The organism is Halobaculum sp. CBA1158 (assembly GCF_021431925.1).
Classification (GTDB): Archaea; Halobacteriota; Halobacteria; order Halobacteriales; family Haloferacaceae; genus Halobaculum.
This window is the reverse complement of sequence record NZ_CP090371.1, coordinates 60790-80508: the sequence shown is the minus strand read 5'-3', so window position 1 is coordinate 80508 and position 19719 is coordinate 60790. Positions and strand designations below refer to the sequence as shown.

Annotated in this window: 20 protein-coding genes; 13 read left to right on the top strand and 7 right to left on the bottom strand. The window is 71.0% G+C overall.

The genetic code is table 11. The features are described from left to right. Positions 1-15: 15 nt before the first annotated feature. Both Hbl1158_RS00370 and Hbl1158_RS00365 read left to right on the top strand, forming a co-directional pair. Positions 16-1476, top strand: a complete 1461-nt coding sequence (locus tag Hbl1158_RS00370) for a twin-arginine translocase subunit TatC (RefSeq protein ID WP_234298109.1) — start codon at positions 16-18, stop codon at positions 1474-1476. Between the two features lie 65 nt (positions 1477-1541). Next, positions 1542-2213 (top strand): histidine phosphatase family protein, encoded by a 672-nt coding sequence (locus tag Hbl1158_RS00365; protein WP_234298108.1) that lies wholly within the window; start codon positions 1542-1544, stop codon positions 2211-2213. 33 nt (positions 2214-2246) lie between these two features. On the opposite strand, the gene larE is transcribed toward Hbl1158_RS00365, so the two are convergent. Further along, positions 2247-3152 carry an ATP-dependent sacrificial sulfur transferase LarE gene (larE, locus tag Hbl1158_RS00360; protein WP_234298107.1) on the bottom strand — a complete coding sequence of 302 codons (906 nt, stop codon included), beginning with the start codon at positions 3150-3152 and terminating at the stop codon, positions 2247-2249. A gap of 276 nt (positions 3153-3428) precedes the next feature. Here larE and Hbl1158_RS00355 point away from each other — a divergent pair, with 276 nt between their 5' ends. Then, positions 3429-5468: an endonuclease MutS2 gene (locus Hbl1158_RS00355; RefSeq protein WP_234298106.1), complete on the top strand. Its 2040-nt coding sequence runs from the start codon at positions 3429-3431 to the stop codon at positions 5466-5468. A gap of 36 nt (positions 5469-5504) precedes the next feature. Here Hbl1158_RS00355 and Hbl1158_RS00350 read toward each other — a convergent pair whose 3' ends face one another. Continuing rightward, positions 5505-6134 carry a response regulator gene (locus Hbl1158_RS00350; RefSeq protein ID WP_234298105.1) on the bottom strand — a complete coding sequence of 210 codons (630 nt, stop codon included), beginning with the start codon at positions 6132-6134 and terminating at the stop codon, positions 5505-5507. 245 nt (positions 6135-6379) lie between these two features. On the opposite strand from Hbl1158_RS00350, the gene Hbl1158_RS00345 reads away from it, so the two are divergent. Together Hbl1158_RS00345 and Hbl1158_RS00340 are read left to right on the top strand one after the other, a co-directional pair. Beyond that, a complete protein-coding gene (locus Hbl1158_RS00345) occupies positions 6380-7510 on the top strand; it encodes an ORC1-type DNA replication protein (RefSeq protein ID WP_234298104.1) in 1131 nt (376 codons plus the stop codon). Positions 7511-7652: 142 nt separating this feature from the next. Further along, positions 7653-8669, top strand: coding sequence for a tyrosine--tRNA ligase (locus tag Hbl1158_RS00340; RefSeq protein WP_234298103.1), 1017 nt, complete (start codon positions 7653-7655; stop codon positions 8667-8669). 86 nt (positions 8670-8755) lie between these two features. Here Hbl1158_RS00340 and Hbl1158_RS00335 read toward each other — a convergent pair whose 3' ends face one another. Further along, positions 8756-9136: an Hsp20/alpha crystallin family protein gene (locus Hbl1158_RS00335; RefSeq protein WP_234298102.1), complete on the bottom strand. Its 381-nt coding sequence runs from the start codon at positions 9134-9136 to the stop codon at positions 8756-8758. A gap of 103 nt (positions 9137-9239) precedes the next feature. Next, positions 9240-9419 carry a hypothetical protein gene (locus Hbl1158_RS00330; protein ID WP_234298101.1) on the bottom strand — a complete coding sequence of 60 codons (180 nt, stop codon included), beginning with the start codon at positions 9417-9419 and terminating at the stop codon, positions 9240-9242. Positions 9420-9688: 269 nt separating this feature from the next. On the opposite strand from Hbl1158_RS00330, the gene eif1A reads away from it, so the two are divergent. The 4 genes from eif1A (at position 9689) to thsA (ending at position 13652) form a co-directional block, all read left to right on the top strand. Continuing rightward, positions 9689-9979, top strand: coding sequence for a translation initiation factor eIF-1A (gene eif1A, locus Hbl1158_RS00325; RefSeq protein WP_234298100.1), 291 nt, complete (start codon positions 9689-9691; stop codon positions 9977-9979). A 102-nt stretch (positions 9980-10081) separates the two neighbouring features. Continuing rightward, positions 10082-11008 (top strand): serine/threonine-protein kinase Rio1, encoded by a 927-nt coding sequence (gene rio1 / locus Hbl1158_RS00320; protein ID WP_234298099.1) that lies wholly within the window; start codon positions 10082-10084, stop codon positions 11006-11008. A 143-nt stretch (positions 11009-11151) separates the two neighbouring features. Then, positions 11152-11715, top strand: coding sequence for a KH domain-containing protein (locus tag Hbl1158_RS00315; RefSeq protein WP_234298098.1), 564 nt, complete (start codon positions 11152-11154; stop codon positions 11713-11715). A gap of 281 nt (positions 11716-11996) precedes the next feature. Continuing rightward, positions 11997-13652 (top strand): thermosome subunit alpha, encoded by a 1656-nt coding sequence (gene thsA / locus Hbl1158_RS00310; protein WP_234299558.1) that lies wholly within the window; start codon positions 11997-11999, stop codon positions 13650-13652. A gap of 152 nt (positions 13653-13804) precedes the next feature. Here thsA and Hbl1158_RS00305 read toward each other — a convergent pair whose 3' ends face one another. Then, complete coding sequence (locus Hbl1158_RS00305) at positions 13805-14188, bottom strand: hypothetical protein (RefSeq protein ID WP_234298097.1); 384 nt, start codon at positions 14186-14188, stop codon at positions 13805-13807. 150 nt (positions 14189-14338) lie between these two features. Here Hbl1158_RS00305 and Hbl1158_RS00300 point away from each other — a divergent pair, with 150 nt between their 5' ends. From Hbl1158_RS00300 to Hbl1158_RS00285, 4 genes are all read left to right on the top strand, one after another. Further along, positions 14339-15904: an FAD-binding oxidoreductase gene (locus tag Hbl1158_RS00300; RefSeq protein ID WP_234298096.1), complete on the top strand. Its 1566-nt coding sequence runs from the start codon at positions 14339-14341 to the stop codon at positions 15902-15904. A gap of 77 nt (positions 15905-15981) precedes the next feature. Next, positions 15982-16173, top strand: a complete 192-nt coding sequence (locus Hbl1158_RS00295) for a hypothetical protein (protein ID WP_234298095.1) — start codon at positions 15982-15984, stop codon at positions 16171-16173. A gap of 80 nt (positions 16174-16253) precedes the next feature. Continuing rightward, positions 16254-17297 (top strand): zinc-dependent alcohol dehydrogenase family protein, encoded by a 1044-nt coding sequence (locus tag Hbl1158_RS00290; protein WP_234298094.1) that lies wholly within the window; start codon positions 16254-16256, stop codon positions 17295-17297. Positions 17298-17368: 71 nt separating this feature from the next. After that, positions 17369-18100: a GNAT family N-acetyltransferase gene (locus tag Hbl1158_RS00285; RefSeq protein ID WP_234298093.1), complete on the top strand. Its 732-nt coding sequence runs from the start codon at positions 17369-17371 to the stop codon at positions 18098-18100. 14 nt (positions 18101-18114) lie between these two features. Here the strand turns inward: Hbl1158_RS00285 and Hbl1158_RS00280 are convergent, their stop codons facing one another. Then, entirely contained in the window at positions 18115-18906 is a 792-nt protein-coding gene (locus tag Hbl1158_RS00280) for a cobalt-precorrin-7 (C(5))-methyltransferase (RefSeq protein WP_234298092.1), read from the bottom strand. Next, the gene (locus Hbl1158_RS00275; RefSeq protein ID WP_234299557.1) at positions 18903-19592 is read right to left on the bottom strand and encodes a precorrin-8X methylmutase; all 690 of its coding nucleotides are present in this window, start codon (positions 19590-19592) and stop codon (positions 18903-18905) included. The genes Hbl1158_RS00280 and Hbl1158_RS00275 overlap by 4 nt, the downstream gene beginning before the upstream one ends. Positions 19593-19719 lie beyond the last annotated feature (127 nt).

Genomic DNA, 19719 nt, shown 5'->3' with positions numbered 1-19719 from the left:
GGTGAGACCCTCACCATGACTGCGGACTCGGACCCGCCGGAGGACTCCCCGGCGGACGACGACGGCGACGACGCCGGCGGTCCCGAGTCCACCGACCCACCCGAGGACGCCACCGACGGCGGTTCCGACCCCGACGCGTCGGCCGAGCCGTCGACCGCGACCGCCGACGGCGATTCGGACGAACCACGCGACGCAGACGACGAGGAGTCCGAGATCGACCGTCGGAGCCCGTTCGAGGACCGCGGCAGCGACGGCGACGGTGATGGCGACGACGGCGACGGCGACGGCGATGGCGACGACGGCGACGGCGATGGCGACGACGGCGACGACGGCGACGGCGACGGCGATGGCGACGACGGCGACGACGGCGACGGCGACGGCGATGGCGACGACGATGCAGGGTCCGACAACTACGACGGCGTGGAGGGTATCGACGGGGGGTTCATGCCCGAGAATCACAACGCCGGCGGCGGTGACTCCGACGGCGACCGCGATCCTGACAGCGACGGCGACGGCGCGCCGGACGCCGAGGCGGTCGTGCGGGAGCCGGAAATGGAGCCGGAGCAGCCGGTACCGACGCCGTCGGTCGACGAGGAGCGGGGTCGAGACGAGCCGGACGGCGTCGGCGCGGGCGGCGACGCGCCGGCCGCCCCCGACGAGGACCTGACGGCCGCCGAGAAGGGGATGGCGGCGGTGAACAAGGGCGTCGACGCGCTCGGCGGCGGCGAGGACGGGCCGAGCGCGGACCAGGAGATGCCGCTGACCGAGCACATCGAGGAGATGATGCGGCGGCTCGGCGTCGTGTTCGCGATCGCCGGCGTCGTCGTGGTCGCGGTGTTGCTCGTCGGGACGGTCTCGCCGACGATCCCCAGCGCCGAGGAGATCATCGCGTTCCTGTGGGACACGCACGTCGGCTTCGAGCAGAACGCCCCGCGGGTGTACGGCCCGCTGGAGTTCCTCCTGACGAAGCTGAAGGTGGCGTCGCTGGCGGGGCTGCTCGTCGGCCTGCCGGTGTTCGTCTACCAGACGTACCGCTTCATGCGCCCCGGGCTCTACCCCCACGAACGGCGCTACTACCTGGCGGCCGTCCCGACGAGCCTCGTGTTGGGGCTGGTCGGGGTCGCGTTCGCACACTTCATCGTCCTGCCGGCGATCTTCAACTACTTCATCAGCTACACCGAGGACAGCGCGGTGCTGGCGTTCAGTCTCCGGGAGACGTTCAACCTCATTCTCCTGTTGATGGGCTACATGGCGATCGTCTTTCAGATCCCGCTGTTCATCCAGCTCGCGATCATGATGGGTATCGTCACCCGCGAGTGGATGGAGGACCGCCGGCTGCTGTTCTGGTCGGCGTTCGTCGGGCTGGCGTTCATCGTCTCTCCGGACCCGACCGGGATGTCGCCGATCATCGTCGGCGCGACGATGATCGTGCTCTTCGAGGGGACCCTCGCGCTGTTGCGCTGGACCGGGAACTAGCCCGAACCGATCCCGCCGCGGCCCCGAGACACGCTTTTGCCGTCTCCACGCTCACCTCCAACCGAATGGGAACGATCCTGCTGTGTCGCCACGGCGAGACCACGTGGAACCGCGACCGTCGCGTCCAGGGGTGGGCACCGACGGAGTTGACCGGGCGCGGTCGCGCGCAAGCCGACGCGCTCGCGGGGTTCCTCGACGCCGAGTACGCCGTCGACCGAGTCGTCGCCTCTGACCTCGAGCGCGCCGCCGAGACCGCCCGGGGCGTCTCGCGGGCGACGGGGGCGGAGGCGACGTTCGACGCCCGGTGGCGCGAGCGCGACTTCGGCCGGATGCAGGGGCTCACCTACGACGAACTGTTCGGCGCGTACCCCGAGTACACGCTCTCCGAGATCGGCTACGCCGCCGCCGAGGCGGTCCCCGAGAGCGGCGAGTCCCTCCTCGACATGTGGGAGCGCGTCCGCGAGGGGTTCACCGGTCTCCGGGACGACCTCGGCGAGGGGGAGACGGTCGCGGTCGTCGCCCACGGCGGTCCGCTCTACGCCGTGACCGGCGATATCAAGGGGCTCGACGTGGTCGCGGCGGTGCTGGACCAGGATCAGGGGAACTGCGCGGTGAACGAGATTCGAGTCGGACACGACGACGGCGGAGTCGCGTCCGACGGATCGGCGACGGTCGAGTTGGTCCGCGAGAACGTCACGTCGTTCCTTTCGGAAGCGACGACGCAGGAGAACTACTGAACGGGAGCGACGGCGGTCGGATCGACGACGACCCTACGATGTCGGGTAGTCGCGCGCGAACACGTCCTCGACCACCGGCTCGCCGTCGCGGTTCGCGCTCTGCTCGTCGCCGTCGGCGGAACCCGGCTCGCCGGCCGGGCTGACGCTGCCGGTCTCGTACCCCTGGAGGTCGAGGGTGACGTGGTCGAAGCCGAGATCGAGTATGTGCTCGCGGGCGGCGGCGACGAAGTCGGGGTTCAGCGCCGCCTCAAGCTCGTCGCGTCCGACCTCGATCCGCGCGAGGCCGTCGTGGTCGCGGACGCGGAACTGGGAGAAGCCCCACGTGCGCAGCAGGCGCTCGGCCTTCTCGATTCGGGTGAGACGCTCCTCGGTCACCTCCAGCCCGGTCGGGATGCGCGAGGAGAGACACGCCATCGAGGGCTTGTCGGCAACGTCGAGGCCGTAGTGGTCGGCGATCTGGCGGACCTCCTCCTTCGTGATGCCGGCCTGCAGGAGCGGGGAGACCACGTCGAGTTCCTCGACGGCCTCGAGCCCCGGGCGGTGCCCCTCTCCCGGGTCGGAGGCGTTCGTTCCGTCGCAGACCGTGCCGATGCCGCGGTCCGCGGCGGCTTCGTACATCCGCGAGAGCCGCATCGTCCGGCAGTGGTAACAGCGGTCGTCGCCGTTGGCGACGAAGTCCGGGTCGTCCAGTTCGGAGAACTCGACGATCGCGTGGTCGATACCGATGTCGTCGGCGACGCGGGTCGCGTCCTCCAGTTCCTCGGCCGGAAGCGTCTCGCTTTTCGCGGTGCACGCGACCGCGTCGTCGCCGAGGGCGTCGCGTGCGAGCGCCGCCACCACCGACGAGTCGACGCCGCCGGAGAAGGCGACGAGCACGCCGTCGCGTTCCGCGAGCGCCGAGCGCGCGTCCGCCGCCTTCGCCGCCACGTCGTCGTTCATGCCCGGAGCGAGGGGGTGTGGACGCAAAAGCCCCCCGACACCGGCGTGGGCGAGTCGCTCACGGCTCACTCCGTTCGCCGTTCGCTGCCGCGGTCTCACCTCCGTTCGACCGCGCACGCTCGCCGTTCGCGTTTCCGTGGCCTCGCTCGCTCCGCTCGCTCGGCCACGCCCTGCTCGCGAGTCACTCCGTTCCTCGCTCGCGTCTCCGAGGCGGTCGCTGCGCTCCCGCCTCGCCCCCGGCACGGTTTTGACCCCCGCCGCGCTACCGGGTGGCGAATGGAGTTCACGTCGGTCCCGGGCGTCGGCGAGAAGACCGCCGCCGCCCTCGCGGATCTGGACGGAGCGGAGGCGGCGCTGCGGCGCGGGGACGTGGCGACGCTGGCGCGGGCCCGCGGGCTCACCGAGGGTCGGGCCGCGGCCATCGCGCGCGGGGCCATCCGCAGGCGACACGACGACCCCGGCGGCTGGCTCGCGACCGACCGCGCCCGCGAGGTGTACGAGGACGCCCTCGGCCTCCTCCAGGAGCGAGCGGTCACCGACTACGCCGAGAAGCGCCTGCGAACCCTGTACCCGTCGCGGACGGAGTCGCGGATCCGGGAGGCCCGCGAGTGGGCCGCCGAGGCCGTCGAACGCGAGCCCAGCGAGGCGGTCCGGTCGGCGCTGTCGGGCGTCGAACGACCGACCGAGCCGCGCGACGTGCGGGTCCGGGACCGGGCGCTCGCGACCGCCGACGCCGAGCGCTACGCGGCGGTGTCGGACGCGTTCCCCGAGCTGTCGGTCGAAGTCGTCGAGAACGCGCGCGACCTGGCGGAGCTGGCGCGCTCGTACGCGACCGTCGTCGCCGTCGACGAGGAGTTCGCCGGCGTCGACGTCGACGGCGACGTGCGCGTGATCACCGAGCCCGAGGACCACCTGGAGACGGTCGTCCCCGAGCGCCTGCTGGCCTTCTTCGCGGCGAACCGCGAGGAACTGCTGGCGGCGCTGGACGTGCACGAGGCCGCCGGGATCGATCCCGGGCTCGACCCCGCGGCGCTGCGGGACGCGCTCTCGCGGCTGGACGACGACGGGACCGTCCGCGGCGACGAGGAGCTGACGCGGCTCTCGAACGCCGTCGACGACCTCGACGCCGCGGCGTCGACGGCGGCCTCGGTCGCCAACGACCACCTCCGCGACGCGATCCGCGAGCGCGACGTGACCATCGAGGGCACCGACTTCCTCTCGCTGGTCGAGCAGGGCGCGCGCGTCGACAGCCTCCTCTCGCGGGAGTTGGCCGACGAGCACGACGAAGCGATCCGCCGGGCGCGCGAGCACTTCGTCGACGCGCTCGACCTCCGGGAGGGGGAAGCGGAGTTCGCCGAGCGCGTGTTCGCGGGCGATCCCTCCTTCCCGACCGAGCACAACGAGGAGCCGTTGAACCGGCTCAGAACCGAGCTGAAGACCGCGCGCGACCGTCGCGCCGCGTCGCTCAAGTCCGAGCTCGCGTCCGACCTCGCCGCGCTCCGGGAGGCCGCCGACGCGCTGATCGCCGACGCGCTGGAGCTCGACGTGGAGCTGGCGGTCGCGCGCTTCGCCCGCGACTTCGACTGCGTCGTCCCCGAGATCGACGACGAGGGCACCGGCTTCGCGATCGAGGAGGGCCGGTCGCCGCTGCTCGACGTGCCGTTCGGGGACGTCGACCCAGTCGACTACGCGGTGTCGGGCGTCACCCTGCTGTCGGGCGTCAACTCCGGCGGGAAGACCTCGACGCTGGATCTCGTCGCGTTGATCGTCACCCTCGCGCACATGGGGCTGCCCGTCCCCGCCGACTCGGCGCGCGTCGGGCGCGTCTCGGAGCTTCACTACTACGCGAAGTCGCAGGGGACGCTCGACGCCGGTGCGTTCGAGGCGACGCTGCGGGACTTCGGCGACCTCGTCGACGGGGCGTCCGGTCGGCTCGTCCTCGTCGACGAACTGGAGTCGATCACAGAGCCGGGTGCCTCCGCGAAGATCATCGCCGGCATCCTGGAGGCGCTCGACGAGCAGGGCGCGACGGGCGTGTTCGTCTCCCACCTCGCCAGGCAGATCCGCGAGGCCGCGGACGTGCCCGTCGCCGTCGACGGCATCGAGGCGGTCGGACTGAAGGACGGCGACCTCGTGGTGAACCGCTCGCCGAAGAAGGATCACCTCGCCCGGTCGACGCCGGAGTTGATCGTCGAAAAGCTCGCGAGAGAGGCCGACGGGGACGCCGGCGACGGGAACGCTGGTGACGGTGGGAACGCGAACGACTCCGGGGAGGGGGACCGCGCGTTCTACGAGGGGCTGCTGGAGAAGTTCTGAATCGAGACGGACGCGCGGCGGGACCCGATGCAGCGCTTACGCGTACAGGTCCGCGGGCTCGTCGTGAGAGTCGTCCGAGGAGAGGTCACGAAACAGCAGCGCGTAGTCCTCGTGGTCGAGCCGACGGCGGAGGTCGTCGATGCCCCTATCGAGCGTCTCCTGGCGGCGAACGAGTTCGCGGTAGGCCGACGCGGACTCGGAGACGCCGGCGTCGTCGAGCGCGGCCCGCTTGCGCGTCACCGCGAGGTACTGTCGGACGCGCTCGTCGTAGCGCGACACCCGGGTCAGCCGGTCGACCATGTCTCGGAGTTCGCCCGCGTCGACGGGCTTCTCCAGGTACGCGTCTACCGGAAGCCCGACCAGGTCGAGGTCGGCGGCGACGCCGGTGACGACCGCCACGCGGGCGTCGGTCCCGGACGCCCGGATCCGTTCGAGCACGTCGTCGCCGTGGATCCCCGGCATTCGCCTGTCGAGCAGCACCACGTCGACGGCGTCGTCGAGCGCGTCGAGCGCGGCCGCCCCGTCGGCGGCGGTCCGAACGTCGTAGCCGTCGGCCAGCCGGGCGGCGTACAGCTCGCGCACGTCCGGCTCGTCGTCGACGACGAGCACACCCGACCGGTCCGGATCGCCCCCCTCGTCGCTCGCCCCGTCGGTGTGCCCCGTCATCGATCCGACGCACGGCCGGCTCCCTCCTCAACCCCGACGACAGGTTCGCCGGATTAACTCGGATTCACCCCGCACGTCGGGCCCGACGACCCCGCTTGCTGCCGCCGAGCCGGCCGTATCAACCGAGGCGATACTGAAATCCGATACCGGACGAGTACTCGTCTCATCGGGTCTCGAAGGCGGTTTCACTTCCGCCTCGCCACCGGGGAACGATTAAGTGGCCGGGCGAGCGAGACTCCGGTATCATGTCCGGGGACCCGGATGACGAGATGCTCTCGTGGGACGAGTCCGTCTTCCGGGACGAACACGTCTTCGAGATCGACTACGTTCCCGAGACGTTTCGCCACCGGGAGAGCCAGTTGGAGTCGCTGAAGTACGCGCTCCGACCGGCCGCGCGCGGGTCGCGCCCGCTCAACACCGTCGTCCGCGGCCCCCCCGGCACCGGCAAGACCACGGCCGTCCAGAAGCTGTTCGGCGAACTCCGCGCCCAGACGGACGTGCGGACGGTCCGGGTGAACTGCCAGGTCGACTCCACCCGATACGCCGTGTTCTCGCGGGTGTTCGAGGGCATCTTCGACTACGAGCCGCCCTCCTCGGGCATCTCGTTCAAGAAGCTGTTCGGCCAGATCGCCGACCGCCTCGTCGACGACGACGAGGTGCTCGTCGTCGCGCTCGACGACGTGAACTACCTGTTCTACGAGAACGAGGCGTCCGACACGCTGTACTCGCTGTTGCGCGCCCACGAGGCCCACGCGGGCGCGAAGATCGGGGTCATCTGCGTCTCCTCGGACCTGTCGCTGTCGGTCATCGAGGAGTTGGACTCGCGGGTGCAGTCGGTGTTCCGCCCGGAGGAGGTGTACTTCCCGAAGTACGACGTCGACGAGGTGGTCGACATCCTCCGCGAGCGGGCCAAGCGCGGCTTTCACGAGGGCGTGCTCGGCGCGCCCGAACTCGACCGCGTCGCCGAGCTGACCGCCGAGTCGGGCGACCTCCGCGTCGGCATCGACCTGCTGCGTCGGGCGGGGCTGAACGCCGAGATGCGCGCCTCCCGCAGCATCAACCGCGAGGACATCGAGACCGCCTACGAGCAGTCGAAGTTCGTCCACCTCTCGCGGAGCCTGCGGGGGCTGTCCGACTCCGAGACGGCGCTCGTCGAGGTGCTCGCGGAACACGACGGCGAGCAGGCCGGCTCCGTCTACGAGGCGTTCCACGACCGGACCGACCTGGGCTACACGCGCTACTCGGAGATCGTCAACAAGCTGGACCAACTCGGACTCGTCGAGACGGAGTACGCCGAGGTCGAGGGGCGCGGGCGGTCGCGGTCGATCTCGTTGGCGTACGACCCCGAGGCCGTGCTGGAGCGGATCGAGGGGTAGCCGGGCGCGGACGGCGCGACCCCCTGCCCTGTGCGGTCGACGCGGGCGGTCGCGAGCGCGAACGGCCCGGACGCTCGGCACGGGGAGAAAAGCCGTGACACACATCCGAAAGACATACTCGGCGCACCCGACACCCTCGGGTATGGACGCCTACGAGTTGATCACCCGGAACGCGACCGAGGTGGTCACCGACGAGGAGGTACGCGCGCTGGCCGAAGAGCCCGAGGGCAAGCGAGTGTACGTCGGCTACGAGCCGTCGGGCGTTCTCCACATCGGGCACATGCTGACGGCGACCAAGCTGATCGACCTGCAGGAAGCGGGCTTCGAGGTCGTCGTCCTGCTGGCGGACGTGCACGCCTACCTCAACGACAAGGGGACGTTCGCCGAGATCCGCGAGACCGCAGAGCGCATGCGCGACCAGTTCCTCGCGTACGGGCTCGACGCCGACGCGACGGAGTTCGTCTACGGCTCGGAGTTCCAACTCGACGAGGAGTACGTCCTCGACACCCACGAACTGGAGGTGTCGACGACGCTCAACCGCGCACAGCGCGCGATGGCGGAGATCCAAGGCGGCGACACGGCGAAGGTGAGCCACCTCGTGTACCCGCTGATGCAGGCGCTCGACATCGTCTATCTCGACCTCGACCTGGCCGTCGGCGGCCTCGACCAGCGCAAGGTCCACATGCTCCACCGCGAGCAAGTGCCCGCGATGGACGGCGAGAGCGACCACGACTACGAGGCTCGCCCGTGCCTCCACACGCCGATCCTCGCGGACCTGGACACCGGCGTCGGCAAGATGTCCTCCTCGTCGGGAACGACCATCTCGATGGAGGACTCCAGCGAGGACATCGAAGCGAAGATCAACGGCGCGTACTGCCCGCCGACGCGCGATCCCGAGCCGGACGACGACGGCAACGAGCGGGAGAACCCGGTGCTCGAGATCTTCGAGTACTCCGTGTTCCCGCGGTTCGACACCGTCGTCGTCGAGCGCCCCGAGGAGTACGGCGGGGACCTCACTTACGACGACTACGAGTCGCTGGCGGCGGACCTGGAGTCAGGCGAACTCCACCCCGCGGACGCGAAGGGGGCGCTCGCCGACTACCTGGACGAACTGATCGCGCCGGGACGCGAGGTGCTGCGCGAACTCGGCGGGACGTAGCGTCCGGACCGACGCGATACGTCGAAGAAACAGGGACGCGACCGTCCGTCGCGACGCCGCCGTCGCGGCGGCCGACTACGCTGTCGTCAGCCCTCGATGGGGATCGTCGTCCCCGTCGCCGCCGCGTCGACGACGGCGGGGAGCGTCACCTCGAGCACGCCGTTCTCGTAGCGCGCCGAGATGGCGTCCTCGTCGACCTCCCGCGGGAACCGGAAGCGTCGGTGGTACGTCTTGCGACGCCCGCGGTTCTCGTCGACGTGTTCGGCCGCGACGTTGAGGACGCCGTCGTCCCACGCGAGATCGATCTCCTCCCGGTCGAAGCCGGGCATGTCGATCGTGAGGACGAACTCGTCGTCCTCCTCGTACAGTTCGTAGTCGGTGCCGCCGAAGCCGCCCTCGCCGAAGACGCGCGAGGGCAGGTCGAGGTTCTGCATCCAGGAGCTCGCCGTGTTACTGGGAAGCGCCATGGCTGTGTCACCTCGCGTTGCACTAGCGTATTGTTCGTGGTTCGTAAAGAATTTTTTGGATATTCCAACCCGCGGTGACCGCCACTCGGACGGTCCAGCGGCGCTACGCGAACCCGAACTGTCGCATCAGGCCGGTCGCGAGTCCCTTCACCACGAGTCCGGTGCCGACGAGCACGAGCGCGAGGCCGGCGGCGACGACTGGGGCCGCCCACGCGACGAGCGCGAGTCCCGCGACCAGCAGCGCCGCGCCGGCGATGCCGGCGGTTCCGAGTTTGTCGAGCATACGCGCCCGTGGTCGCAGGCCGGGAAAAGGGCGGCGGGTCGACGCGCGGTCGGGATCGCTGCTCCCGTTCGCGTTTCCGCGGTCTCGCTACGCTCGACCGCGCAGCGTCTCGCGGCGACGCGCTCCCCGCTCGATTCGAGGTGCTCGCTGCGCTCGCACCTCGCACCTACTCACGGGTCGTTCCACTCCCCGTTCGCGTCGTCGCGGTCTCACGTCCGTTCGACCGCGCACCCACCGAGTTTAACTGTCGGAACCGAGAACACGGAACTATGAGCGACGGCGACGCGACGGGCCGAACGAACCTCAGAATGCCCGACGACGACGAGGTGTTCGCCGAGGTGACGGACATGCTCGGCGCGAACCGGGTGAAGGTGCGGTGCAACGACGGCACCGAACGAACCGCGCGCATCCCCGGCCGGATGCAAAAGCGCACCTGGATCCGCGAGGGCGACATCGTCCTCGTGAGCCCGTGGGACTGGCAGGACGAGAAGGCGGACATCGAGCACCGGTACGAGAGCCAGGAGGCCGACCAACTGCGCGAGGAGGGCCACATCGCCTAGCGTGTCGGCGACGGCGACGAGATCACCCGCGCGACGGGCGCGGCGTCGACGGACGATCGCGGTGCCGGTGCTTTTCACGCCCCGGCGCGTACCTCGCCGTAGATGACCGGAGAGTTCGGGTTCGTCGAGTCCGACGAGGCGGACGCGCCCGGCGACGAGTGGGAAGACCTCGACCTCGAAGAGATCGCGCAGACCGAGGCCGACAAGATCGCACGCCGACAGGACGACGAGTTCGACGAGTTCCGCAAGCGGATCAAGAACACCGAGCAGTTCAAAGTCGAGGCGTCGGTGTTCGACGACGCCACGCTGGCGGCGCTGTACAAGCTCACCCGCGACGGCCACATCGTCGCCTTCGGCGGCCCCGTCTCCACCGGCAAGGAGGCGAACGTCTACGAGGCGCTCGGGGCCGACGAGCGCGAGGTGGCCGCGAAGGTGTACCGGATCAACGCCTCGAACTTCCACCACATGCGCGAGTACCTCGAGGGCGACCCGCGCTTCGAGGGCATCGGCTCGGACAAGAAGAAGGTCGTCCTCGCGTGGGTGCGCAAGGAGTTCTCGAACCTCCGGCGCGCCCGGAAGGCCGGCGTCCGCGTTCCCGAACCGATCGCCGTCCAGCGCAACGTGCTCGTGATGGAGCTGGTGGGCCACGCCGACGACCGCGCACGCCGGCTCGCGGAGGTCGACGTGGAGAACCCGCAGACCGCCTACGAGGTCGTGCGCGAGTACATGCGCCGACTCTACTCGGCGGGGCTCGTCCACGGCGACCTCTCTGAGTACAACCTCATCATCCACGACGGCGAACTGGTCGTCATCGATCTCGGACAGGCGGCGACGGTTCACCACCCCAACGCCGAGGAGTTCCTCGAGCGCGACTGCCGCAACGTCGCCTCCTTCTTCTCGCGACAGGGGCTCGACCTCGACGGCGACGACGTGCGCGAGTACGTGACGACCGCCGAGCCGGAGCCGGCCGCCGAGCCCGACCCCGCGACGGACCCGAATCCCGACCGCGACGGCGACGAGCGCGAGTAACGAAGTGCCGACCGCGCCCGCGACGACGAGCGATCGGGACGCCGTCGGGCGCGTCGGCGACGCCGACGAACTCACCGTGTGAGGGCCTGCCTCGGCGTGTCTCCGAGGGAACCCTTAACCGCGTCCGGCGGGAATCCGGGTGTATGCAGCACGTGAAGGTACCGCAGGACCGCATCGGCGTGCTCATCGGCGAGGGCGGTGAGACGATGCGGGAGATCGAGAACCGCGCCGAGGTGCGACTCGACATCGACTCCGAGTCGGGCTCGGTCGCCATCGACGCCGTCGGCGACCCCGTCACCGCGCTGGTCGCCCCCGACGTCGTTCGCGCCATCGGTCGGGGATTCACCCCCGAGGCGGCGCTGTCGCTTCTGGATCACGACCTGCGCCGGTTCGAACTCGTGGACCTGGCCGCCGAGACGCGCAACAAGAACGACCTCCAGCGCCAGAAGGGCCGGCTCATCGGCGAGAACGGCCGCACCCGGGAGCTGATGGAGGATCTCACCGGCGCGGACGTCGTCATCAAGGGCACCACCCTCGGCGTCATCGGCCAGCCCGAGGAGGTCGAGGCCGTCCGGCGCGCGACGGGGATGATCCTCGACGGCGCTCCCCACGGCGCTGTGTACTCGTTCCTCGAGCGCAAGCACAACGAACTCCACGGCGCGCCCGACCTCTCGACGCCGTCGGGAAGCGCCGAGGAGCCGCGGTAGCGGCGATCGGGCGGCTCGACGACGCCCGTCACCGCGAACTCGTGACGACGACCGACCGCCGAGCCGACCGGCTGTCGGGACCACCGGCCGTCGGGACCGCCCGGACGCGACCCGGAATCGGCCGAACTTCGAATATATAAACGTTGTATGGTAACTTGTCACACATGGCGAGACAGCGGTCGTGCGACGGCGTGACGAGCTCTTGGCGAAACCTTTTTATAGAATCAAAAACAATCAGAGAGTGACTCATGTCTCAGCGCCAGCGAATGGGCAACCAGCCCATGATCGTACTCTCGGAGGACAGCCAGCGAACGTCGGGCAAGGACGCCCAGTCGATGAACATCACGGCCGGCAAGGCCGTCGCGGAGTCCGTCCGCACCACGCTCGGCCCGAAAGGGATGGACAAGATGCTCGTCGACTCCTCGGGCGGCGTCGTCGTCACGAACGACGGCGTGACCATCCTGAAGGAGATGGACATCGACCACCCGGCGGCCAACATGATCGTCGAGGTCTCCGAGACCCAGGAGGACGAGGTCGGCGACGGCACCACGACGGCCGTCGTCATCGCCGGTGAGCTGCTCGACCAGGCCGAGGAGCTCATCGACTCGGAAGTCCACCCGACGACCATCGCCCAGGGCTACCGCCAGGCCGCCGCGAAGGCCAAGGAGGTTCTCGATGAGGACGCCATCGAGGTCACCGCGGACGACCGCGAGACCCTCGAGAAGATCGCCGCGACGGCGATGACCGGCAAGGGCGCGGAGTCCGCCCGCGACACGCTCGCCGAGCTCGTCGTCGACGCCGTGCTCGCCGTCCGCGACGACGACGGCAGCGTCGACACCGACAACGTCTCCGTCGAGACGGTCGTCGGCGGCTCGATCGGGAACTCCGAGCTCATCGAGGGCGTCATCGTCGACAAGGAGCGCGTCGACGAGAACATGCCCTACGCGGTCGAGGACGCCAACGTCGCGCTGTTCGACGGCGCAATCGAGGTCAAGGAGACCGAGATCGACGCCGAGGTCAACGTCACCGACCCCGACCAGCTCCAGCAGTTCCTCGACCAGGAGGAGAAGCAGCTCAAGGAGATGGTCGACAAGCTGACCGCCGTCGGCACGGACGTCGTCTTCGTCGGCGACGGCATCGACGACATGGCCCAGCACTACCTCGCGCAGGAGGGCATCCTCGCCGTCCGCCGCGCGAAGGACTCCGACCTCCAGCGGCTGGCCCGCTCGACGGGCGGCCGCGTCGTCGCCAACCTCGACGACATCGAGGAGAGCGACCTCGGCTTCGCCGGCTCCGTCGCCCAGAAGGACATCGGCGGCGACGAGCGCATCTTCGTCGAGGACGTCGAGGACGCCCGCTCGGTCACGCTCGTCCTCCGCGGCGGCACCGAGCACGTCGTCGACGAGGTCGAACGCGCCATCGACGACGCGCTGGGCGTCGTCCGCACGACGCTTCGAGACGGACAGGTGCTGCCCGGCGGCGGTGCCTCCGAGACCGAACTGGCGCTGGAGCTGCGTAACTTCGCCGACTCCGTCGGCGGCCGCGAGCAGCTCGCCGTCGAGGCGTTCGCCGACGCGCTGGAGGTCATCCCGCGCACCCTCGCCGAGAACGCCGGCCTCGACCCGATCGACTCGCTGGTCGACCTGCGCGCCCGCCACGACGGCGGCGAGTTCGGTGCCGGTCTCGACGCCTACACGGGCGACGTGATCGACATGGAGGCCGAGGGCGTCGTCGAGCCGCGCCGCGTCAAGACGCAGGCCATCGAGTCCGCCACCGAGGCGGCCACGATGATCCTCCGCATCGACGACGTGATCGCCGCGGGCGACCTCAAGGGCGGCGGCACCGACGACGGCGGCGACGAGCCCGCCGGCGGCCCCGGCGGGGCCGGCGGCATGGGCGGCATGGGCGGTATGGGCGGCATGGGCGGCGCGATGTAGATCGCGGCGTAGGCCACCCCACCCACCTCCGACTCCCCCTCGTATCGCTCCCCGACCGACCGTCGATTTTCTTCGACGCCGCGCCCGATAGCGGCGGCTCACGGTGTCGCGCTCGAACCGAAAACGAGCCCGTCAGTCGTGAACGAGTCCGCCTACAGCCCCGGGACCGCCCCGCCGAGCACCAACACGAGCGCGACGGTGAGCACGAACAGCCCCAGCGAGAACGCGCGCAGTCGCGCCTGGCGGCTCCGGGCCACGTTCGGCACGTCGCCGTTCGAGCCGCCGCCCCCGCCGCCGCCGAGCCCGAGGACCCCGCGCTGTTGCTCGCGCCCGCGGTCGGCCTCCGGGGGACGCATCCCGCCCGTCTCCGAGAGGAGCAGCCCCGCCAGCGTCGCCGCCGACCCCATCGAGAGCGCCAGCACCGCCAGGCCGGGATCCCACCCGAGCAGCCGCGCGAGGCCCGCGGCCGCGACCACCGTGGCGACGGGGTACGCGACCCCGACCCGCGCGTACGCAAGCGCCCGCCGTCGCTCCATGCGGGCCAGTCGGGCCGGCCGGCGGATAGCCGTTGCGCCATCGCGGCGACCCGCGGCCGTCGCTCGGGACCGGTTCCGGCTCGCGATCGGTCGCGACCGCTCCCGCCACCGCCCGACGGGTTTTCGTCCCCCGAGCGGTGACCGGGTGGTATGACTAGTGAATCAAACGCTGCCGCGGGCGCGACCGCGGACGGTGGGTTCGACCGCGGAGACGCCGCGTCCCTCGCGGCCGAACACGGCGACGCGCTCGCGTCGCTGGCGACCGACCTGACGGGCGGGGGGCGACCCGTCGCCCGCGACGCCGTCGGCGACTGGCGGACGCTGTTCCCCGGCGACGTGGTGGCTCCCGCCGACGACCGCTACGACGACGCCCGGCGGGTGTGGAACGGCCTCGTCTCGGCGTTTCCGGCGGCCGTCGCGTATCCCACGACGCCCGAGGGCGTCGCGTGCGTCGTCGAAGTCGCTCGCGAGACGGGACTGGGGATCGCGACGCGGTCGGGCGGCCACTCCTCGGTCGGCACCTCGACGGGCGACGGCGTGCTCGTGTGCGACGTGGGGACGATGGACCGGGTCGAGGTCGACTCCGAGGAGGGGGTGGCGGTGGTCGAACCCGGCGTCACGATCGGCGAACTCGACGCCGCAACGGCCGACCACGGCCTCGCGACGCCCCAAGGGGTCGCCCCCGAGGTCGGCGTGGCCGGCCTGACGCTCGGCGGCGGAACCGGCTACCTCTCGCGGGCCCACGGGCTCGCGTGCGACCGGCTCCGCCGGGTCGACCTGGTGACGGCCGACGGGGAGCGCGTCGCCGCAAGCCCGTCGTCGACCCCCGACCTGTTCCGGGCGGTCCGGGGCGCTGGCGGCGACTTCGGCGTCGCCGTCGAACTCGAGTTCGACCTCGTGTCGATTCCCGAGGAACTGGCGATGTGCGACGCGTGGTTCGCGGTCGACGACGCCGACGGTATCGCGGGACTCCTCCGGGCGTACCGTCGGCTCCACCGGGGTGCCCGCCGCGAGACGAACGTCTCGCCGTACGTCGCCCGGATCCCCGACGAGCCGGGATTCCCGGACGACCGCGTCGGCGACCTCGCGGTGTGTGTCCTCGGCGCGCACGCCGGCCCGCCCGCCGAGGGCGAGCGGGCCCTCGCGCCGTTCCGTGACCTCGCGCGCGAGGCGGGCCGCGCCGGCGACGCGGCCGATCCCCTGTTCGAGCGCGCCGAGCGAGTACCCTACAGGGAGCTACAGGCGTACCTCGGAGGGGACTCGGCCGCCGGCGACCGCTACTACTGGAAGTCGGTCGCGGTCGAGTCGTTCACCGACGACCTCGTCGACCTCGTCGCCGACCGCATGGCGGCGCTCCCGGGCGACCCGGGTCCGGGACCGGACAGCACGGTCGTCGTCTGGCCGATGGGCGCGGCGATCGCGGAGCACGACCCCGACGGGACTGCCGTGCCCGAGCGCGACGCGGAGGTCGTCTGCAACTTCGAGGCGTGCTGGTCGGACCCCGCCGCCGACGACCCGCACGTGTCGTGGGCGCGGGAGTCCGCGGCGCGCGTCCGCGAGGTCGGCACCGTCGCGGGCGAGCTCCCGAACTTCTCGGGGACCGAGCGCGGCGAGTCGGCCGCCCGCGACGTGTACGGCGACAACTACGGCTGGCTCCGCGGGGCGAAACGCGAGTGGGACCCCGAGGGCGTGTTCTCGCCGAGCGGCCGATTGTAACACGATCGAGCGTGTGAGTCTCTCTCGAGCCGAAATATCGGGGACGGGGTTATCCGTCGTCGGCGCGTATCGCGTGTATGAACGACTCCTCCACACCGACGCGACGGCCGCCCCCGAAGCGCACGCTGTTTTGTCCCGAGTGCGACCACGCCGCGACCACCGGCGGCGACTGGATCGTCGAGACGCGACCCGGCGGCGAGGCGCTGCGGTGCCCCGACTGCGGCGCGACGGTGACCGTTCGTCCCGCGTCGCGGGCGATCCCGGCCTGACCGCGCCCGTCGCCGGTGCGGTCGCGGACGCGTCGCCGACACGCTGGGGTTGAAGCCGTCCCCGCCCGTGGGTGTCGACCATGCGCGCAGCAGTCTTCCACGGTCCCGGCGACATCCGGGTCGAGGAGGTCGATAAGCCCGAGATCGAGGAGCCGACCGACGCCGTCGTCCGCGTCACCCACACCGCCATCTGCGGCTCGGACCTGTGGTTCTACCGCGGCGAGAGCGACCGCGACGCCGGCACGGGCGTCGGCCACGAGCCGATGGGGGTCGTCGAGGCGGTCGGCGAGGACGTGCGCTCGGTCGAACCGGGCGACCGCGTGCTCGCCCCGTTCGCCATCTCCTGCGGCTCCTGTGAGTTCTGTCGAAAGGGACTGCACACCTCCTGTGTGAACGGCGACTCGTGGGGCGGCGACAACGGCGGCGGCCAGGGCGAGTTCGTCCGCTCGACACACGCCGACGGCACGCTCGTCCGGGTGCCCGACCGGTACGCCGACGACGAGGACGTGCTCGAATCGCTGCTTCCACTGACCGACGTGATGGGGACGGGTCACCACGCCGCCCGCTCGGCGGGGGTGGAAGCCGGCGAGGACGCGGTCGTCGTGGGCGACGGCGCGGTCGGCCTGTGCGGCGTCGCCGCCGCCCGCCGGCTCGGTGCCGAGCGGATCGTCGCCGTCGGCCACCACGAGGACCGCCTCGCGATCGCCGAGGAGTTCGGCGCGACCCACACGGTCGCCGAACGCGGCGAGGCGGCCGTCGAGGAGGTGCTCGACGTCACCGACGGCGGCGCGAACCACGTGCTCGAGTGCGTCGGCGCGACCTCGGCGATGGAGACGGCCGTCGAGGTCGCCCGCCCCGGCGGCACCGTCGGCTACGTCGGCGTCCCGCACGGCATGGAGGGCGGCCTCGACCTGTTCCCGTTCTTCGGCGACAACGTCGCGCTGCGCGGCGGCGTCGCGCCCGTCCGGGCGTACGCCGAGGAACTGATGGACGACGTGTTGCAGGGGACCCTCGACCCCTCGCCGATCTTCACGGAGACCGTGGGGCTTGACGGCGTTCCCGAGGGGTACCGGATGATGGACGAGCGCGAGGCGGTGAAGGTGCTCGTGAAGCCCTGGGAGTAGGCGAACGCGCGTAATCACGTTGGATGCTACCGCGTGCCAAACGCTAAATCCCGAGCGGTCGATAGGCCGATATGGAGGTCGCAGAGCGGCCCACGTTCGAGTCCGAGGTGAGCAAGCGGATATACGAGTACGTCGAGCGGCACGGAACTGCGAACCGTCTCGTCGTCCAGCAGACCGTCTCGGCACCGGCCGAGGAGTTCGAGCGGGAGCTCGACCGCCTGGAGTCGCGCGGCTACCTCGACGACGACGGGGGGACCCTCCGGATCGCGCTGGACGTCGGCGCGGTCGAGGAGTACGAGAGCGCCGACACGTCGTTCACCATCCGACCGGCCGATCAGGACGACTTCGAGGGGCTCGTGGCGGCGATCCGGCAAGTCACCGACGAGGAGACGTACGTCGTCGCCGAGAGCATCGCCGAGCAGTTGCTGTACGAGGAGACGGTGACGCGGCACAACTCCGTCGAGTCGCGAGTGTTCTTCGTCGCCGTGGCCGACGACGCCATCGTCGGGTGGACTCACCTCGACTTGCCCCAGGTGTCGCGGGTGCGCGAGACGGCCAAGCAGACCGTCGGGGTCGTTCCCGAGTACCGGCGGTCCGGGATCGGCGGAAAGCTCCTGGGACGCGGGCTCGACTGGGCCGAGGCCAACGGCTTCCGGAAGGTGTACAACAGCGTCCCGGTGACGAACGCCGCCGCCCTGGAGTTCCTCGGCGACCACGGCTGGGAGACGGAGGCGATCCGCCGCGACCACTACACCATCGGCGACGAGTACGTCGACGAGGCGATGATGGCGTACACGTTCTGAACGGGGACCCGCTATCAGACCCGATCTGAGTTCCGTCGCACGACCAGCACCGACAGGTCCGAGAACGGGCTGTCCTCCGGGGCGTCGCCGCCGGCGTCCTCGGCGAGCGATCCGAGGTCGGTCCGCGTGATCGCCTCGTCCGAGTGGGTGAGCCGCTCCATGACGAGCGCGTCGAGCGCTGGGTCGGCTCCCGCGTCGACCAGCCGCCCCGCCACGTCCTCGGGCATCCAGTCGTACGGACGGGGAATGACGATCAGGTGCCGGTCCCCGGCGTCGCCGACGAGCCGGTCGAGGTCCGCGGTCACGTCGCCGCGGACGTGGAGCGTGACGAACGTCGAGTCCTCCAGCGGCGTCCGCGCCCGGCTCGCGGCCACCTGTACCGAGGAGATCCCCGGAACCACGCGGACCGGCGCGTCGACGGCCGCCTCGACCTTCCCGAGGAACTGGTAGCCCGAGTGGTTCGGGTCGCCCATCAGCACGGCGACCCCGCGGTCGCCGGCGGCGACGCGGCGGGCGAACCGCGCCAGCGCCTCGCGCTCGTCGCGGTAGCCGCACGTCAGCAGGTCGGCGTCCGTCTCGTCGGCGACGTAGTCGACGACGGTCTCGAAGCCGACGACCACGTCCGCCTCGCGGAGCAGGCGGCCGCCGCGGCGCGTCAGGAGTTCGGGGTTCCCCGGACCGATCCCGATCGCGTGGACGACCGGCTCGTCGCCGGCGTGCGGCTCCGGCTCCGCGCTCGCGGCGACTCCCGGGCGGTCCGGGAGGTCGAGACCGGGCTCCGGGTCGCCGTCGTCCCGACCGGTCACAGATCTCCCTCCCCGTCTCGCGGCTCCGCGTCCTCGTCGCTCGCCAGCCCCGAGGCCTCCAGGGAGACCTCGCCGTCCCGGGCGTCGCTGGCGACGTGAACGAGTTCGTTCGTCAGGCCGGCCGCGAGGCCGCTCCCGCCGCGGCGTCCCACGTTCGTCACCGCGGGAACGCCGTGCTCGGCGCAGACCTTCCGGACGCGCTTGCGGGAGTCGGCGGCCTTCACGAAGCCCACCGGGGTGGCGACGACGACCGCCGGGCGGGTGCCGTCCTCGATGCAGTCGGAAAGCGCCAGCGCCGCGGTGGGCGCGTTGCCGACGACCGCGATCGCGCCGTCGTAGACGCCCTCGCGGTCGAGCTCGAGGACGGCCGCCGCGGTCCGCGTCATCCCCGTCTCTGCGGCCAGCTCCGCGCCGTTGCCGATCGCCTTGCGCACCTCGCAGTCGTGCCCGCGGCCGGTGATCCCGGCCTTCACCATCGTGATGTCGGTGACGATCGGTCGCTCGTCGAGGACGGCTCGCGCGCCGGCGCGGACCGGTTCGTCCTCGTCGTCGCCGGCGAAGCGCACGAGGTGCTGGAACTCGGGGTCGCCCGTGGCGTGGACCGCCTTCGCGCGCAGTCGGTCCGCGAGCGTCTCCTGCGGGACCAGCTCGTGGACGCGGTCCATGCTCGTCTCCGCGATGTCCATCGCGGCCTCGGTCGTCGCGCCGAGGTCCGCGTACGCCTCGCGGCCGTCGCTCGCCGTTCCGTCCGTCGATTCCTCCGCCGTCTCCGTCGCGTCGGGTGTGTCGTTCATGCGGTGTGTCGTGTGCTCG

What these genes read in the sequence shown, in the direction of transcription:
- Hbl1158_RS00370 (WP_234298109.1), top strand. Translation starts at nt 16, where the DNA reads ATGACTGCGGACTCGGACCCGCCGGAGGACTCCCCGGCGGACGACGAC.
- Hbl1158_RS00345 (WP_234298104.1), top strand. Translation starts at nt 6,380, where the DNA reads ATGTCCGGGGACCCGGATGACGAGATGCTCTCGTGGGACGAGTCCGTC.
- Hbl1158_RS00295 (WP_234298095.1), top strand. Translation starts at nt 15,982, where the DNA reads ATGAACGACTCCTCCACACCGACGCGACGGCCGCCCCCGAAGCGCACG.
- Hbl1158_RS00365 (WP_234298108.1), top strand. Translation starts at nt 1,542, where the DNA reads ATGGGAACGATCCTGCTGTGTCGCCACGGCGAGACCACGTGGAACCGC.
- Hbl1158_RS00335 (WP_234298102.1), bottom strand. Translation starts at nt 9,136, where the DNA reads ATGGCGCTTCCCAGTAACACGGCGAGCTCCTGGATGCAGAACCTCGAC.
- Hbl1158_RS00350 (WP_234298105.1), bottom strand. Translation starts at nt 6,134, where the DNA reads ATGACGGGGCACACCGACGGGGCGAGCGACGAGGGGGGCGATCCGGAC.
- Hbl1158_RS00340 (WP_234298103.1), top strand. Translation starts at nt 7,653, where the DNA reads ATGGACGCCTACGAGTTGATCACCCGGAACGCGACCGAGGTGGTCACC.
- rio1 (WP_234298099.1), top strand. Translation starts at nt 10,082, where the DNA reads ATGACCGGAGAGTTCGGGTTCGTCGAGTCCGACGAGGCGGACGCGCCC.
- Hbl1158_RS00305 (WP_234298097.1), bottom strand. Translation starts at nt 14,188, where the DNA reads ATGGAGCGACGGCGGGCGCTTGCGTACGCGCGGGTCGGGGTCGCGTAC.
- Hbl1158_RS00330 (WP_234298101.1), bottom strand. Translation starts at nt 9,419, where the DNA reads ATGCTCGACAAACTCGGAACCGCCGGCATCGCCGGCGCGGCGCTGCTG.
- eif1A (WP_234298100.1), top strand. Translation starts at nt 9,689, where the DNA reads ATGAGCGACGGCGACGCGACGGGCCGAACGAACCTCAGAATGCCCGAC.
- Hbl1158_RS00275 (WP_234299557.1), bottom strand. Translation starts at nt 19,592, where the DNA reads ATGGACATCGCGGAGACGAGCATGGACCGCGTCCACGAGCTGGTCCCG.
- Hbl1158_RS00355 (WP_234298106.1), top strand. Translation starts at nt 3,429, where the DNA reads ATGGAGTTCACGTCGGTCCCGGGCGTCGGCGAGAAGACCGCCGCCGCC.
- Hbl1158_RS00300 (WP_234298096.1), top strand. Translation starts at nt 14,339, where the DNA reads ATGACTAGTGAATCAAACGCTGCCGCGGGCGCGACCGCGGACGGTGGG.
- Hbl1158_RS00315 (WP_234298098.1), top strand. Translation starts at nt 11,152, where the DNA reads ATGCAGCACGTGAAGGTACCGCAGGACCGCATCGGCGTGCTCATCGGC.
- Hbl1158_RS00285 (WP_234298093.1), top strand. Translation starts at nt 17,369, where the DNA reads ATGGAGGTCGCAGAGCGGCCCACGTTCGAGTCCGAGGTGAGCAAGCGG.
- Hbl1158_RS00290 (WP_234298094.1), top strand. Translation starts at nt 16,254, where the DNA reads ATGCGCGCAGCAGTCTTCCACGGTCCCGGCGACATCCGGGTCGAGGAG.
- thsA (WP_234299558.1), top strand. Translation starts at nt 11,997, where the DNA reads ATGATCGTACTCTCGGAGGACAGCCAGCGAACGTCGGGCAAGGACGCC.
- larE (WP_234298107.1), bottom strand. Translation starts at nt 3,152, where the DNA reads ATGAACGACGACGTGGCGGCGAAGGCGGCGGACGCGCGCTCGGCGCTC.